Origin of the sequence: Rothia nasimurium, from assembly GCF_928382285.1 — a bacterium.
GTDB classification, from domain to species: domain Bacteria; phylum Actinomycetota; class Actinomycetes; order Actinomycetales; family Micrococcaceae; genus Rothia; species Rothia nasimurium_E.
In genome coordinates this window covers 18,291-34,897 of record NZ_CAKMSS010000009.1, presented here as the reverse complement: position 1 = coordinate 34,897, position 16,607 = coordinate 18,291, and the positions used below count along the sequence as shown (strand labels likewise).

11 protein-coding genes are annotated in these 16,607 nt (G+C 62.1%); 10 read left to right on the top strand and 1 reads right to left on the bottom strand.

Annotation, left to right across the window (positions count from 1 at the left end):
* Positions 1-77: 77 nt before the first annotated feature.
* From L6758_RS09480 to L6758_RS09435, 10 genes are all read left to right on the top strand, one after another.
* Entirely contained in the window at positions 78-2,258 is a 2,181-nt protein-coding gene (locus L6758_RS09480; protein ID WP_237205849.1) for an HtaA domain-containing protein, read from the top strand.
* Positions 2,259-2,329: 71 nt separating this feature from the next.
* On the top strand, positions 2,330-3,544 hold the full coding sequence (locus tag L6758_RS09475; protein WP_237205850.1) for a heme/hemin ABC transporter substrate-binding protein: 1,215 nt from the start codon (positions 2,330-2,332) through the stop codon (positions 3,542-3,544).
* Positions 3,545-3,592: 48 nt separating this feature from the next.
* Complete coding sequence (locus tag L6758_RS09470) at positions 3,593-4,585, top strand: FecCD family ABC transporter permease (protein WP_423817409.1); 993 nt, start codon at positions 3,593-3,595, stop codon at positions 4,583-4,585.
* Entirely contained in the window at positions 4,582-5,358 is a 777-nt protein-coding gene (locus L6758_RS09465) for a heme ABC transporter ATP-binding protein (RefSeq protein ID WP_237205852.1), read from the top strand. Before L6758_RS09470 ends, L6758_RS09465 begins: the two co-directional genes overlap by 4 nt.
* 92 nt (positions 5,359-5,450) lie before the next feature.
* Positions 5,451-7,973, top strand: coding sequence for an HAD-IC family P-type ATPase (locus tag L6758_RS09460; protein WP_237205853.1), 2,523 nt, complete (start codon positions 5,451-5,453; stop codon positions 7,971-7,973).
* Positions 7,974-8,227: 254 nt separating this feature from the next.
* Positions 8,228-10,330, top strand: coding sequence for a glucose PTS transporter subunit IIA (locus L6758_RS09455; RefSeq protein WP_237205854.1), 2,103 nt, complete (start codon positions 8,228-8,230; stop codon positions 10,328-10,330).
* Positions 10,331-10,463: 133 nt separating this feature from the next.
* On the top strand, positions 10,464-10,943 hold the full coding sequence (locus tag L6758_RS09450) for a GNAT family N-acetyltransferase (RefSeq protein WP_237205855.1): 480 nt from the start codon (positions 10,464-10,466) through the stop codon (positions 10,941-10,943).
* Positions 10,944-11,196: 253 nt separating this feature from the next.
* The gene (locus L6758_RS09445) at positions 11,197-12,951 is read left to right on the top strand and encodes an ABC transporter family substrate-binding protein (RefSeq protein ID WP_237205856.1); all 1,755 of its coding nucleotides are present in this window, start codon (positions 11,197-11,199) and stop codon (positions 12,949-12,951) included.
* A gap of 150 nt (positions 12,952-13,101) precedes the next feature.
* Positions 13,102-14,634: an ABC transporter permease gene (locus tag L6758_RS09440; RefSeq protein ID WP_237205857.1), complete on the top strand. Its 1,533-nt coding sequence runs from the start codon at positions 13,102-13,104 to the stop codon at positions 14,632-14,634.
* Complete coding sequence (locus L6758_RS09435; protein WP_237205858.1) at positions 14,634-15,845, top strand: ABC transporter permease; 1,212 nt, start codon at positions 14,634-14,636, stop codon at positions 15,843-15,845. The genes L6758_RS09440 and L6758_RS09435 overlap by 1 nt, the downstream gene beginning before the upstream one ends.
* A 91-nt stretch (positions 15,846-15,936) precedes the next feature.
* On the opposite strand, the gene L6758_RS09430 is transcribed toward L6758_RS09435, so the two are convergent.
* The gene (locus L6758_RS09430) at positions 15,937-16,515 is read right to left on the bottom strand and encodes a hypothetical protein (protein ID WP_237205859.1); all 579 of its coding nucleotides are present in this window, start codon (positions 16,513-16,515) and stop codon (positions 15,937-15,939) included.
* Positions 16,516-16,607 lie beyond the last annotated feature (92 nt).

The following is a 16,607-nucleotide window of genomic DNA, read 5'->3' as shown; positions in this document are numbered from 1 at the left end:
TGCCCTTAAATTTAATAAGGCAGGGCATGTTGCGAAATATGCCCACCCTACACCACATAGTTTTCACGAGGATGCCCATGTCTCCCCAGCACAGCGCCCGGCGCTCCTGCGCCCTCCTAGCCACAGCCGCACTCACCCTGTCAGGCATGACCCTAGCCACCGCGTCCGTAGCTGACGCGGCGGACGCCACCAGCAGCACCGTCGCTGCCGCGTCCGCAACTCACGTCGCCAGCAATGCCCAGCTGACCTGGTCGCTCAAGGACTCCTTCATCCGCTACGTCACCGGCGCTTTTGCCGGTGGTAGCGTCGAGGTAACCGGTGGCCCCAGCTTCAACGGCTCCGCCTTCTCCTGGCAGGGGGCCGAGGGTGAGTTCACCGGTGCAAACGGCACTATCTCTTACCCCGGCACCATCCACTTCACTGCCCATAAGGGTGAGCTTGATATCACCTACGCCAACCTCAAGCTGGTCATCAACGGCAACCAGGGCACCCTGGTAGCTGATGTGAAGTCCAAGGGCTACAACGGATCCCCCGATATCGATGCCACCAACGTTAACTTCGCAACCGTAGACCTTTCTGGCGTCACTTTCGCCAACGGCACCGTATCAGCCACCGATGCCCCCGTTACCCTCACCGCCGACGGCGCAGCCGCCTTCGCCGGTTTCTACAAGGCCGGTGACGCTCTCTCACCCCTGACCTTCTCGGCTGACCTGGCTGAAAAGCCCGCAGAGACCCCGGCCCCCACGCCCACACCCGAGCCCACCACTGACGGCGTCACCAATGCAGCGGGCACCGTCACCTGGGGCATCAAGGATTCCTTCCTTAACTACCTGATCGCCCAGAACGCCGTTACTCCCGGCGAAAACACCAGTCTTGAAGGCAACAACTTCGTCTTTGCCGGTGCTACCGCCCAGAAGACTGATACCGGCTACTCCATCAGTGTTCCGGGTAGTTTCTCTCTGGTCGCCCACGGCGGGGTGCTCAACATCAACCTGCACAGCTTCCGCGTTGTGACCGACGGTGCAAACGGCTACATCTACGCCACTGGCACCTCGGCTAACACCGGCGAAATTACCGATCAGCCCATCGCCAGATTCGATGCGAGCGCCCTGACCACTGATGCCGAGGGTAATCTGCTCCTGAGCGGCGTCACCACCTACGCCACCGGGCACGCGGCGACCATTTTTGGGTCCCGGTACGCTGAAGGCCTGGAGTTTGACCCCCTCTACCTGCGTGTGGCTGCGCCGGTCGTTGAGGACGCTCCCGCCCCGGCTCCCAGCGAAACCCCGGCTCCTGCCCCGAGTGAGTCCCCTGCGCCGAGCCCGTCCGCGGAGCCCACCGCCCAGCCGACCGTGGCCCCCTCAGCTCAGCCTTCTGCTGAACCGACGGCAGCACCCTCGGCCCAGCCGACCGCTGAGCCAACCGTCATTCCCTCAGCCCAGCCCTCTGCTAACCCTGCTGATCCGGCGCCCCAGTGCGTGCCGGTGACCGTGACCGAAACCGTGCCCGGTGCAACCACTACTCAGGCTGACGGGACCGTCTCAGCTGCTACTTTCGACTGGGGCGTGCGCTCCTCCTTCCGTAACTACATTGGTGGCGGTATCGCTAAGGGTAGTTGGGAACTGAACGGCGTTACCTACGCTAACCAGGCCTTTGGCTGGTCCAAAGGTACAGGCACCTACGCTAACGGCAAGGGCTCTGTGGCTTTCGAGGGCTCTGTCCGTTTTACCGGCCACGGCGGCACCTTGAACACTCTGATGGCTAACCCCCGCCTTGAGATCAACGGTTCTACCGGCACCCTCTACCTGACCGTAAGTTCTAATGACATGAAGGGGCAGACAACCCACCACGGTGAGGTGCCCTTCGCCAATGTCGATTTGGCTGGCCTGACTGTTAACGGATCCAGCATTAGCGTCAGCAGTGCTTCTGCCACCCTGACTGCTGAGGGCGAAGTTGCCTTCGCTGGCTTCTACTCAGCAGGTATGGCCCTTGACCCCATCAGCTTCACCGGCACCCTGGGTTCAAAGACCGTCACCGGCGCTTCTCAGACCATTGAGAAGACCCAGTATGTCTCTCAGAATGGCGCTAACTGCGATGCCCTCAACGCTGAGGCAGAGCGGAAGGCTGAGGCTGCCCGCGCAGCTGCCCAGGGTGGCAAGCTGGCGAATACCGGCGCTTCAGTCGGTGCCCTTGTTGCTGTGGGTGCCGCCCTGCTGACTGCCGGTGCTGTGGTGGTAGCCCGCCGCCGCGCGTCCTAATTCTCCCTTCCCCGGGTGGGAGCCGGAATGTGCCCGGTTCCCACCCCCTTTCTTTCTCTCAGGAGGTTCTGGTGCTCACGCGCTCTTTTTCTTCCCTGTCCCTGCGCCGGGGTTTTTCTGTTCTGAGTGCGGCCCTGGTTCTGGCGGTGACAGCCTGCTCAGGGTCAGCAGATAGCGGGGCGGACGCCGCTGCTACAGGCCCGCAGACAGGGGCAGCTTCGTCATCGGTTGAGGGCCTGGCAGAGTCGTCGGCAACGGCCGGGGGCATTGAGGCTCCCGCCAGTGAAGAGGTGCACCGCACCGCCCTGCAGCAGGCCGAGGACTACCTGAAAGCCCACGCTGTAGAAGATCCCAAGAGTCTTGCTGGCCTAGCCACGGCGGCGTCCGTACCCGATGTGCTGCCGATTGAGAACCCGCAGGCCCCGCAGCTACCCGTGACCGTCACTGATTTTCAGGGCACCGAAGTGACCGTGACCAGTGCCGACCGTATTCTGGCCCTGGATATGTACGGCACCCTAGCCCAGACCGTCGTCGCTTTGGGGCTGGGTGACAACCTGGTAGGCCGGGTCACGTCTTCGACCGAAACGACCCTGGCAGACCTGCCCCTGGTAACCCAGAACGGCCACGACATTTCAGCTGAGGCGGTTCTTTCTCTCGCCCCGACCGTGGTGCTCATGGACACCACCAACGGCCCCCTCGAAATTACCGAGCAGCTGCGCTCCGCCGGGGTGACCGTGGTGCATTTTGACCCCTCGCGTTCCTTGAGCCAGGTAGTGCCGCAGATTGAGGCGGTTGCGCAGGCTCTGGGAGTTCCGGACGCCGGCGCCCAGCTGGGTGCCCGGGTGCAGGCTGAGATTGATTCGGCGCTAGCCACCATTGCCGAGGTTGCCCCGCAGGATTCGGCGCAGAAGGTGGGTATGGCCTTCCTCTACGTTCGGGGGACTGCCGGTGTCTTCTTTATCCTGGGTGACGGTTCAGGGGCCGATGAGCTGATTACCGCCCTGGGTGGTCGCGATGTGGCCAGTGAGGGCGGGGCTTCGGGTACCGTGCCCGCTAACGCCGAAGCGCTCTCGCGGGCTAACCCCGACCTGATCCTCACCATGACCGGCGGGGTGGAGTCCACCGGCGGTATCGAGGCCTTCTTTGCCCGCCCCGGTGTGGCTGAAACGACCGCCGGTGCCAACCAGCGCGTGGTCGACATGGCAGACGGCCAGGTTCTCTCGTTCGGGCCCAACAGTGCTGCGGTGCTGCTATCGTTGGCCACCGCTATCTACACCCAGCAGTAGGTTCTTGTGCAGGTACGTTCTTCTACCCTCACGGCGGTCTTTACTGCCCTGCCCCTCCTGTTGCTCGGCACGGTACTCATATCAGCTAGCCTGGGCCAGTTTGAGATTCCCCTCCCCCAGGTTGCCGGGGGTATCCTGCGCAACCTGGGGCTGGCGTCCGCCGACCCTGCCATGCAGCTGGCAGACGCCACCCTCTGGAATATCCGCCTACCCCGCATTCTGCTGGGGCTACTGGTGGGTGCTGCCTTGGGGGCGTCCGGCGCCCTGATGCAGGCGGTCTTCGGCAACCCGCTGGCTGAACCGGGCGTCATCGGCATTTCAGCCGGTGCTGCGGTGGGGGCCTGCGGGGCTATTGTGCTGGGGCTGAATACCCTGGGTATGTTCACCGTACCCCTCTGTGCTTTCGCCTGCGCGCTAGCCACCACTGCCCTGGTGTATCTCTTCTCCCGCTCCGGCAGGCGGGCAGAGGTACTGTCGATGATTCTGACCGGCATTGCCGTAACCGCCGTGGCTAACGCCCTGATTGCCCTGATGGTCTTTATCGCCGACGACGCCAGTCGCGACCAGATTATCTTCTGGCAGATGGGCTCCCTGAACGGGGCGACCTGGGCGGCGGTAGCCACCAGTGCCCCGATTGTGGGTGTCGGTATTATCGGTAGCTTTCTCTTGGCTCGGCAGCTCAACCTGCTCGCCCTGGGTGAGCGGGCCGCTGCCCACTCGGGTGTTCATGTAGAGCGCCTACGCCTGGCAGCTATCGTCTGCACCGCCCTGCTCACCGGGGCTGCGGTCGCCTACGCGGGCATTATCGCTTTTGTGGGTCTGATCGTGCCGCATCTGCTCCGAATGGTAGTGGGGCCCTCCAACCGGGTGCTCCTACCGGCATCGGCCCTGGGCGGTGCCCTGCTCATTGCAGCCTCCGACCTCGCCGCCCGCACCCTGGTGAGCTTCGCCGACCTGCCCATCGGCATCTTCACCGCCCTGGTGGGCGGCCCCACCTTCTTTATCCTGCTCCGCCGAACCCTAACCAAGGGGGCCCTGTGACCGCACCTTTACTCGTCGCCGATTCGGTTAGCTACCGGGTGAACGGGCGGCAGATTCTGCACGATGTTTCCCTCGATGTCGCTCCCGGAGAGGTGCTGGCCCTTATCGGCCCCAACGGGGCAGGAAAATCCACCCTGCTTTCCCTACTGGCAGGGGACGCTGCCCCCAGCTCGGGGCAGATTACCCTGGCCGGACGTCCGCTGGCAGACTACCGGCCGGTAGAGCTGGCCCGCACCCGGGCTATGCTGCTGCAGCACACCTCGGTAGCCTTCTCCTACACCGTGCAGCAGGTGGTCCAGATGGGCAGGGCCCCCTGGCGGGGCACCGAGCAGGCCCAGCAGGATCACGAGATTGTCGCCGCCGCCCTTGCCGACACCGATACCGGGCACCTGGCGGGCAGGGACGTCCGTACCCTCTCGGGCGGCGAAGCCGGCCGCACCCACCTGGCCCGGGTCTTTGCCCAGCGCACTCCCCTGCTCCTGCTCGACGAGCCCACTGCCGCTCTCGATATTCTGCACCAGGAGCAGACCCTCACCCGCGCCCGCGCCTACGCCCGGCAGGGGGCGGCTGTGGTGGTAGTCCTTCACGACCTCGATGTTGCGGCCTCTTATTCTGACCGGCTGGTGCTTCTTGCTCAGGGGCAGGCGGTGGCGCAAGGACGCCCGCAGCAGGTCTGCACCGCCGAGCGGCTCAGCGCGGTCTACGGCCACCCCATTGAGGTGCTCACCCACCCGGTGACCGGGCGGCTGCTGGTACTTCCGGCCCGCGACTGAGGCTGTTTTCATCCTTGAGACGGACGTGCGCCCTCAGCTTCTCCCACTAGACTGGTTACTACCCTGACCAGCCCAATGCCCAAGGAGCCCCTATGTCTCACACCGCGCCTGCCCACCGCGTGAATGTGAGTACCTCTCCAGACAGCGTCCTTGAGGCCGGTGGGCTCACCAGCGAGCAGGTCGCTGAACGCACCTCTGCCGGGTTAGTGAATACGCAGAATAATGCGACCTCCCGCTCTACCGCGACCATTATCCGCACCCACCTGTTCACCATGTTTAACCTGGTGTTGGGGCTCTGCGGGCTGGCGGTGATTCTGGTGGGTTCCTGGCTCGATACCCTTTTCCTTTTGGCTGCTATTGCCAACGTGGTCATCGGCTTCACCCAGGAGTTCTCGGCGAAGCGTCAGCTGGACCGCATCGCCCTGCTGCGCCGCGACCCCGCTACCGCCCTGCGCGATGGCACGCTGGTGCCGGTTGCCCTCGATGAGCTGGTTCTTGACGACGTTGTGCTGCTCAAGCGCGGGGACCAGGTTCCTGCCGACGCCGTGGTACTCACCAGCGACGGCCTGGATCTTGATGAATCCCTGCTCACCGGCGAAAACGACCCCGTCGGCAAGGTGCCGGGGGACGGCGTCCTGTCGGCTTCATCCGTGATCGGCGGGTCGGGCAAGGTGCGGCTGACGGCGGTGGGGGCTACCTCCCGCGCCGCGAAAATTACGGCCGAGGCCCGCCAGTTCACCACCATCCATTCGGAGCTCCGGGCGGGTATGGAGCGGGTGGTCACCTGGATTACCTGGGCTCTGGTTCCCATCATCGCGATTGTGCTGAACGGGCAGATGCAGGCCGCTGGTGGCTGGCAGCTGGCCCTTGATTCCGGGGCCTGGCGTGATGCCCTAATTACCTCTGTCTCGTCGGTGGCCTCCATGATTCCCCAGGGCCTGGCCCTGATGACCACGATTTCCTTTGCCGTGGCATCGGTTAAGCTGGCCCGCACCGAGGTGCTGATTCAAGAGCAGCCCGCCGTTGAGGTACTGGCCCGCGTTGATACCGTCTGCTTCGATAAGACCGGCACCCTGACCGAGGGCGGGGTGCGCTTTGATTCGGTTCGCTCCCTAACCGGGCAGGTGCTCTGGGCAGAGACCGGGCATCAGGACGCCGCCGCCGCTTCCCGGGTTAAGGACGGCTGGGCTGCCGCCCTGGGCTGGCTGGGAGCCGACCAGAACGCTAATCCCACCGCGGCTGCCCTGAAAGAGCCCTTTGCTGAGGCAGCGGGCGCCGCAGCCTCTGCCGGTGCTAGCGCTCCGGCTGCCACCGGCGTCCTGCCCTTCTCATCTGCCCTGCGCTTTAGCGGTGTTGAGTTCACGGGCACCGGTGCCTGGCTACTCGGTGCCCCCGAGGCGCTTTTGCCCGAGGGATCTGCTACCCGCGACCTGGCCGGTGAGCTGGCCGAGAGCGGGCTGCGTGTGCTGGTGCTGGCCCATGCCCCCGCCCTACTGCGCGAGCCTTCCGGCAAGGTAGCCACCCGGGTTCCTGCCGGTCTTGAGCCCCAGGTGCTCGTGATTTTCCGTGAGCAGGTACGCTCCGAGGCCCCCGAAACCCTGGCCTACTTCAGAAGCCAGGGCATCGACCTGAAGGTCTTCTCCGGCGACAACCCCCGCACGGTAGCCGCCGCAGCGGCAGCCGCCGGTATGGACGTCTCAGCCGGTGCGGTCGATGCCTCAACCCTGCCCGAATCTGGCCCTGAGCTGGTGGAGGCTGCCCGAACCCACGCCGTCTTTGGTCGGGTCTCCCCCGAACAGAAGAAGAACATGGTGCTGGGTCTGCGCGAGGCCGGGCACGTAGTAGCGATGACCGGTGACGGCATCAACGACGCCCTGGCCCTCAAGCACGCCGACCTGGGCATCGCCATGGGCAACGCAGCGCCTGCCACCAAGGCAGTATCGCGCCTAGTGCTTCTCGACGGACGCTTTGACCGCCTACCCGGTGTACTCGCCGAGGGGCGCAAGATTATCGCCAATATCGAGCGGGTCACCAACCTCTTCCTCACCAAGACTGCCTTCGCTATCCTGCTGGGTCTCACCCTGGGCGTGCTCTGCTGGCAGTTCCCCTTCCTGCCGCGTCAGTACTCTACCGCCGACCTGCTCATTGTAGGTGGCCCCGCCTTCTTCCTGACCATGCTGCCTAACACCCGCCGCTACGTCAGCGGCTTCTTGGGCAGGGCCCTGCACTATGCCCTACCGGCAGCCGTTATCATCACAGCGGTACTGGTCTTCGTCAACGGCTACGGGCACGCTCTCGCCGGGGTCGCTACAGCGGAAATTCAGACCGCCACCTTCATCGCCCTTGTACTCATGGGTATCTACAACATCACCACCGTAGTGCGGCCCGTGCGCGGCGTCCGCCTGGCTATTGTGGCGGCCATGTACGCTGGCCTGGCCCTGGTTCTCCTACTCCCGCCCTCGCTCTGGTACCACCAGTTCACCATTCCTACCGGGGCATACTTACTAGCCACCCTAGGCTCAGCCGCTCTGGGCTGCCTAGCTATCGAAATCAACCTGCGCCTGCACACCGCCTGGCTGCGAGCCAAACACCCCCAGGTACTTGCACAGGGCTAACCTCAGGGAGTACGCTTGACCACGAACGGGGTTCACACCCCACACTCTATGTAGTCAATCATCAGGATTGTTACTGGTTCGGCAGGCAAGACCTGAGTTGCTATCAGCTCATACGGCACCGGTGCACCCGCGCCCACGCCGCTTCCATGAGCACCCGTCTACCCGCATCAGGGCACACGGTTCGATAGGCAACTCGGGTCTTTTTCGTCTTAAGAACCCGCTAGCAGTCCGCACACACCAGTAAGGTTCCACCCGTGAACAACTCACAGATGGGCGAAAAGATTCTCGAAGGCCTGGGAGGCCCCGAGAACATCTCGCACTTTACCCACTGCGCCACCCGCCTGCGCGTGACCCCCAAGTCCAACAGCGCCATCGACCGCACCAAGATTGAGAACATCCCCGGCGTGCTCTCCATCATCGAGCAGTCCGGCCAGACCCAGGTCGTCCTCGGCGACAAGGTCGAATCGGTCTACAACGAAATGGTCAAGCTGCCCGGCATGAGCTCCGTTGGCGAAAGCTCCTCCAAGGGCGCAGTAGCCACCGACGAGAAGAAGGCCGGCGCCCTGACCCGCGTCTTCGACGTGCTCTCAGACTCCTTCCGCCCCATCCTCTGGGCGCTGCTGGGCACCTCTATGATTCTGACCCTGATCGTCTTCCTGCAGCAGCTGGGCTACTTCGGTCAGTACACCGACCTCACCGGCCAGGTCGTTAACATCGACATCGTCAACGGCCCCCGCCTGGCCGACGCCGATGCCGCAGCCGCCATGCTCAACGAGTGGCGCGCAGCCTTCCCCTTCTGGTTCATCATGCTGGCAGCCTCCCTGTCAGTCCTGCAGTTCATGCCCATCATGCTGGGCGCAACCGCAGCTAAGCGCCTGGGCGCCAACATGTGGGTCGGTGCGGCTATCCCCGCAGCCCTCATGACCGGCACCTTCCAGGGCTTTGCAGACATCGCAGTGGACGGCGTCGTCCGCGTCCCCTTCCTGGGTCTCGACCTGCCCCTGTACGTCATGAACTACACCGGCCAGATCTTCCCGCCCCTCTTCGCAGCAGCCCTGCTGGCTCCCCTGGAGCGCTTCCTGAAGAAGGTCATCCCCACCATGCTGCACATGGTGTTCGTGCCCATGCTCTCCGTCATGATTCTGGTACCCCTGACCGCCTTCCTGATCGGCCCTATCGGCATCAAGTTCGCTCTGGCTATCTCTGACTTCATCGGCGGCGTTAACGAAATCGCCCCCTGGCTGGTCGGCGGCCTCATCGCCGGTCTCTACCTCTTCATGGTTCCCCTGGGTCTGCACTGGCCCCTGAACGCCGTCATGATTAACAACCTGCAGACCGACGGTGTGGACTTCATCCAGTCCCCCATGGGCGCCTACAACTTCGCCGTCTTCGGCGTTGTCACCGGTGTTGCTATTGTGGCTCGCCGCAACAAGGAACTGCGCCAGACCGCTGTCGGTGCGGCCGCCTCGGGTCTGCTCGGTGGTATCTCCGAGCCCTCCCTCTACGGCATCGTCCTGCGCTACAAGCGCGTCTTCCCCCTGATTCTGGTCCCCGCCATCATCGGTGGTGCTACCATCTCAGCCCTGGGTGTTAAGTCCTACGCCTTCGCCTTCACCTCGCTGATTTCTATCCCCGCAATGCAGCCCTGGTACCTCTACATGATTGGTCTGGCTATCGCCTTCTTCGGCGCTATGGCAGGTGTACTGATCTTCGGCTACGAGTCCAAGGACCAGAAGGCTGAAGCCGCCGCCAAGGCCGCAGCCGTTGCAGAAACCGGCATCGGCGAGTCCGCTGCCGAGGCAGCTACCCCCGCAGCCACCGAGGTTCGCAACGAAGCGGACGCCGCTACCACCTCAGCTACCCCCTGGGCCGCTGAAGAGGCAGCAGCACCCGCAGCAGGCACCGTCCTGACCATGGCATCCCCCCTCGAAGGCCAGGCAGTTCCCCTGTCTGAGACCCCCGACCCCATCTTTGCCGCCGAAAAGCTCGGCAAGGGTGCAGCCATCGTCCCCACCGGCAACACCGTGGTAGCCCCCGCCGCCGGTAAGGTCTCCGTCACCATGCCTTCCGGCCACGCTATCGGCCTGAAGCTCGACAACGGTGTAGAACTGCTCATTCACGTGGGTATCGACACCGTCAACCTGAACGGCGAAGGCTTCGACGTGAAGGTTGAAAAGGGCCAGCGCGTCAATCCCGGCGACATCCTGCTGACCTTCGACCCCGAGATCATCAAGAACGCCGGCTACTCCCTGGTAACCCCCGTTCTGGTCACCAATACCAACCGCTTCGCTGAGGTTGAGGGCGCTACCGGCGCCGTCCAGCCCGGCTCTGAGCTGCTGAAGGTTACCACCAAGTAATCCCGCCGCAGCCTAGGCGTGCCGCCCCGTATCGTCCTTCCGGACGGTGCGGGGCGGCTTTCTATGCCTTTAAGCAAATCTCATAGTTACCGCCCGGTAATAAGCGCAGTTCAACGGGTTTTAGAATGACTGTATGTTTACCCTGAAATCCTTTTATGACCTGACTCTTGATGAACTCAACGAGATTTACCTACTGCGCGGGCTGGTCTTTGTGGTGGGCCAGAAAATTACCGAAGAGAACGAGATTGACCGGGCAGACCGGCAGGCCCTGCACTTCTTCCACGCCAATGAGCGCGGCGAGGTGCTAGCCTATCTGCGGCTCTTTGATTTGGCGACATTCTCGGACGAGTCCCACCCGGCAGAGCCCGGCGCCTGGACGCTGGGGCGGGTGGCAGTACATCCGGACGCCCGCGGCACCGGCCTGGGCCGCCGCCTACTCAATGAGGCACTGACCTGGATTGAAGAAAACACTGAGGCCGAACGCATCTCTATTAGCGCCCAGGCCTACCTAGCAGAGGGCTACTATGGGGCGGCAGGCTTTGAAGTTGTGGGGGAGCCCTACCTGGAAGCAGGTATCGAGCACGTGCACATGGTGCGCCCCATCGAGCGATAGCAAAAGAAGAAAAGCTACGCCAAATTCATGAGCTAAAAAGACGCTGTAACGTATTTTTTACATTTTTTTGAAGAGTTTTACATATAAACAGGGGTTTTTGTGGCGCAGTTCCCCAAAAGTGACCTAGTATATACATTACACATCGTGTGATTCACCACACCCAAGAGTTGGGAAGGCTTGCGCCGCCCCGCACACACAGGGTGAAGATCGCGGACCACAACATACATTTCCCCTTTTCAGCAAGGAGACACTAATGCGCAAGACCCGCATTTCCTCAGCTCTCGGCCTCTCAGCTGTAGCTGCCCTGGCTCTCTCAGCCTGCGCCAGCTCCGACACCGGCGCCTCCAGCACCTCAGGCTCCGACGCAGCTGCATCAGACAAGTCAGTTTCAATTGCTATCACCAACGTTTTCTCCTCACTGAACGTAGGCACCGCTGAAGGTAACTCAGACACCAACGGCATCATCGCTCAGATGACCAACCGTGGCTTCTACACCATCACCAACACCTTCGACATCCGCCACAACGAGTGGTTCGGCACCTACTCCATGACTGAAGAGGGCGAAGGCATCAAGGTTGACTACAAGGTCAACGACGACCAGAAGTGGTCAGATGGCAACGACATCGACAAGGGCGACCTGCTCCTGGCATGGGCTGCTCAGTCAGGCCACTTCGACAGCGAAGACGGCGAACTCACCTACTTCGACTTCGCAGGTGAAACCGCTGGCCTCGGCGGCGCAGAGGTCCCCGTTGTGAGCGAAGACGGCCGCTCCATCTCCTTCACCTACCCCAAGGCTTTCGCTGACTGGGAAATCGCTTACGACATCGACAAGCCTGCCCACGTTGTCGCTGAGCTGGCCGGCATGACCGAAGACGAGCTCATCGAAGCTATCGAGACCGCAACCCCCGGTGAAGAAAACGAGCAGCTGCGCAAGATTGCAGATGCCTGGAACACCGGCTACAACACCACCACCATGCCTGCCAACGAGGCTCTCACCGTCGGTAACGGCCCCTACCTGGTCACCGCCGTTGAAGAGAACCAGTCAGTTACTCTGACCGCCAACCCCAACTACCAGGGTGACAAGAAGCCCGCTATTGGCGAAGTTGTGCTCAAGGTTCAGGGCGACGTTGCAACCCAGATTCAGGCTCTGCAGAACGGCGAAGTCAACGCTGTTGCTCCCCAGGCCTCCATCGACACCGTCTCCCAGCTTGAAGCTCTGAGCGGCGTTGTCACCGAAACCCAGCCCGACCAGGCTTACGACCACCTCGACCTGAACGTCAAGGAAGGCTCACCCTTCGCTGACGAGAACGTCCGCAAGGCCTTCCTGCTGACCGTTCCCCGCCAGGACATCGTTGACAAGCTCATCAAGCCCATGGACGCCGATGCTCAGGTTCTGAACTCCCAGCTCTACGTAGCTTCCGACGCTGAGAACTACGCCAAGACCGTTGAGTCCAATAACTCCTCTGAGTACCCCTCAGACGACATGGACGCCAACATCGAGAAGGCTAAGGAACTGCTGGGCGGCCAGACCCCCACCATCCGCATCCTCTACAACAACAAGAACCCCAACCGCATCAACTCCTTCCAGATGATCAAGGAATCCGCTGAGAAGGCAGGCTTCGTGGTTGTTGACGCCGGTAGCGAGCAGTGGTCATCTCTGCTGGGCGGTGGCGACTACGAGGCATCCATCTTCGGCTGGGTTTCCTCAGGTGTAGGTAACTCCTCACTGGGCCAGATCTTCAAGACCGGTTCATCCTCCAACTTCACCGGCTACTCCAACGCAACCGTTGACGCAGCAGCCGATGAAATCATGACCACCACCGACACCGCCCGCATCGAAGAACTGAAGATGCAGGCAGACGGCGAACTGTTCAAGGACGGCTACGGTCTGCCCCTCTTCCAGTCCATCGCTGTTACCTCGGTTTCAGACACCATCACCGGTGTAGAGCCCAAGCCCGGTCAGCAGCCCCTGACCTGGAACATCGAAGAGTGGGACATCGCAGAGTAAGTACAGTTACGCTCTAGTCACGCTACAGATGGCAACTAACAATCTGTAACTGCCCTACGGCGCGGACGCTCACGAGCGTCCGCGCCTCTGGCTGTTTTGAGAGCACCCTCCTATTCCCAGGGTGTACTCCCCTACCCATCAGGATTCATCATGCTCATGTACTCCGTGAGGCGCCTGATCACCGCAGTGTTCATTCTCTTCGGTGCATCGTTCCTCATCTACAACCTCGTAGCTATCGCGGGCGATCCCCTCGAAGAACTACGCACCTCGACTTCCCCCAACAAAGAAGCACTGATTGCCCAGCGCATCGATGCCCTCGATCTCGATGTCCCTGCCCCCCTGCGCTACTTCAAGTGGCTCGGCGGTGTGCTCGGCTGCTTCGCAGGTAAGTGCGACTTTGGCCAGAACCTGGCAGGTACCCCCGTTACCCAGCTTCTCTCCAACGCTGTCTACCAGACCCTCACCCTGGTCGTAGCAGCCACCGTGCTCTCCATCCTAATCGGTGTCAGCCTGGGTATTATCTCAGCCCTGCGCCAGTACTCAGGCCTGGACTACACCGTTACCTTCGCCAGCTTCCTCTTCTTCTCCCTGCCTTCCTTCTGGATCGCAGTTCTGCTCAAGGAATTCGTCGCCATCGGCTTCAACGACTTCCTCCGCAACCCGGTGGTCACCATACCCACAACCCTGCTCATATCGGTACTAGCAGGCCTCTTCTGGTACTCCGCCTCCTTCGGCAAGCAGAAGACCCGCTACCTGATGGGTCTGCTGGGCTTCGCCATCACCGCAGGCGCTATCATCTTCGTCTCCACCACTAAGTGGTTCCTCACCCCCTTCCTGGGCATCCCCTTCATGCTGCCCCTGGGCCTGGGCGCCGCCATCATCTTCACCATCCTGGTCTCCGGCCTGCGTAACCGCCGTGCCCTGGGTGCAGGTCTAACCATGGTCGTCGCTGGCCTAGCTGCCTACTTCCCCCTACAGGACCTGCTCGATCTGGCTACCATGCTCATGGTCGTCCTCATCACCCTGGCATTCATGGCTCTGGGCTGGGTTGTTGGCCTGCTCTGGGGCGGCTACGACAAGGGCCAGGGTGCCCGCGTCGGTATGCTCACCGGCCTGGTCATGGCCCTGCTGATTATCGCCGACCGCTTCATGCAGGCCTGGCCCGCCTACATCAGCAACAGCCGTATCAAGGGCCGTCCTATCCCCACCGCCAACGCTTCTACCCCCAACCTGCAGGGTGACTTCTGGATTCTGAACACAGATACCCTCACCCACATCCTGCTCCCCACCATCGCCCTGACCCTGATTTCGCTGGCCTCCTACTCACGCTACTCACGTGCGTCCATGCTCGAAATCATGAACCAGGACTACATCCGCACCGCCCGCGCCAAGGGTGTTTCCGAACGCTCCGTCGTCATGAAGCACGCCTTCCGCAACGCCCTGATCCCCCTGGCCACCATCATCGCCATGGACATCGGCGGCATCATCGGCGGCGCAGCGATCACCGAACGTATCTTCGCCTTCAAGGGCATGGGTACCCTCTTCCTCGACTCGCTGGCTCACACCGACCCCAACCCCGTCATGGGCGTCTTCCTGCTTACCGGCATCCTGGCGCTCGTCTTCAACCTTGTGGCTGACCTCCTCTACTCAGCCCTCGACCCGCGCGTGAGGGTGAAAGCATAATGAGCACCAACGACAAGAACCTCAGCTCAGGGCCCGCCAAGGAGCCCACCACCGAGACCACCGCCCTGCGCTCCGTCGAAACCAACGTCGATATCCGCGCTCAAGAGTCCGTGGGTAAGACCCAGGGCCAGATTGTGCGCAAGCGCTTCCGCCAGAACACCGGTGCGGTCATCTCACTGGCTATCCTGGTCGCCGTGCTCCTGCTGGCCCTCACCTCCATCGGCGTGGGCCCCATCCCCGGCTGGTGGAAGTACAACTACACCGAGATGAACCCCATCGTGAACGGTGCAGCCCCCAACGCCCAGCACTGGTTCGGCCAGGACGCCACCGGTCGTGACCTCTTCGCCATGACCATGCGCGGCGTGCAGAACACCTTCCTGGTGGTCATTCTGATTACCAGCATCGCCGGCTTCCTCGGCGTGCTCTTCGGTGGTCTGGCAGGCTACTACCGCGGCTGGATTGAAGCCGTCATCATGCGCTTTACCGACATGGTTATCATCATCCCCCTGATGCTGCTGACCGCCGTGCTCGGTAAGCTGGCCGGTAGCTACTTCCACGGCATCTGGAACACCATCATGTTCGGTGTGGTCGTGGGTCTGCTCTTCTGGTCATCCCTGGCCCGTCTGGTCCGCGCAGAGTTCCTCTCCCTGCGCGAACGCGAGTTCGTGGACGCCGCCCGCCTGGCAGGTGCCTCGGACCTGCGCATCATCTTCAAGCACATCCTGCCCAACGCCATCGGCGTGGTCACCGTGAACGTGTCACTGATGATGAGCTCCGCAATTCTGACCGAAACCGCGCTCTCCTACCTGGGCTTCGGTATCAAGGCCCCCGACTGGTCACTGGGTTCACTGATTTCAGCTAACCAGTCAGCCTTCTCTACCCGCCCCTGGCTCTTCTGGTTCCCCGGCCTCTTCATTCTGGTGATTTCACTGGCCGTCAACTTCGTTGGCGACGGCCTGCGTGACGCCTTTGACCCCCGTCAGAAGAAGTTCAACCCCAAGAAGGCAACCAAGCGTACCGCCCACTCAGCCGAAAACGGCGTGGGTATCGACGGCTCAGCAACCACCCCCGCAGCAGCTACTGCCGCGGCAGGCACCGCCACGGTACACACCTCCCTTGCCTCAGAGGTAGAGACCCCCGCCAGCAGCCGAACCTCAGACTCCCTTGACCAGGACCTGGACGGCCCGGCAGGCTCACCCCAGAACAAGTAGCTCTCATCGCTCGAGGCGGTGAGCGCACCAGCACTCACCGCCTCGTTGATAACCGAATAGAGAAGGCAGAACCTCCCGGCCTACCGAAAGCTTAGAAGACTAAGCCAGCCACAGCGGCCAGAAGCAAAAGGACGAAAATAGCCAACCCACGGGCGTCCACCCGCGACTGCTGAAGGGGATCAACCGCCCCCAGGGCCTCGTCCTCCACCAGCTCCTGCCAGTAGCCGCGCAGCACCAGGGCAACCGCCCCAGCCGCCGAATTCGGAAGATCCGAAGCGCGCACTGACCGCTCTGCACCGTAGGTGATAGCGGGCAAACGCTCAAGATCCTGACGATGGGCAGAAAGGGACGCCACCATACCGCTTGACGGCAAACCAAAAGCCTGAAAACGCTTGGTGGGAGTCACCAGGGTCAGATGGTACTTGGTTGAAATATCAATCAGGGCAGCGTAATTGACCCGGTGGGTTACAAAGGGGTTATAGATGGTGATGTCGTCGGCACCAGCAACCAGGCGAGATCGGCCCAGCACGTACCAGACCGTATAGGCCATCCACAATACGCCCCAGCCGCCGGTCAGTAGGGCCGAAAGGCCACCGCTGACAGCTAAAGCTACCAGCACGCTCGCTGCAACCAGCACAGCGCACCAGGTGTAAAAAGGGGCGGTCTTCACGCGAAAGGTAACCGGAGGGTTCTGCAAATACTGAGACTTCATAGTCTCTCGATTCTCTCAGATGAGACAGCTCCACCACACCAATCTTCTAC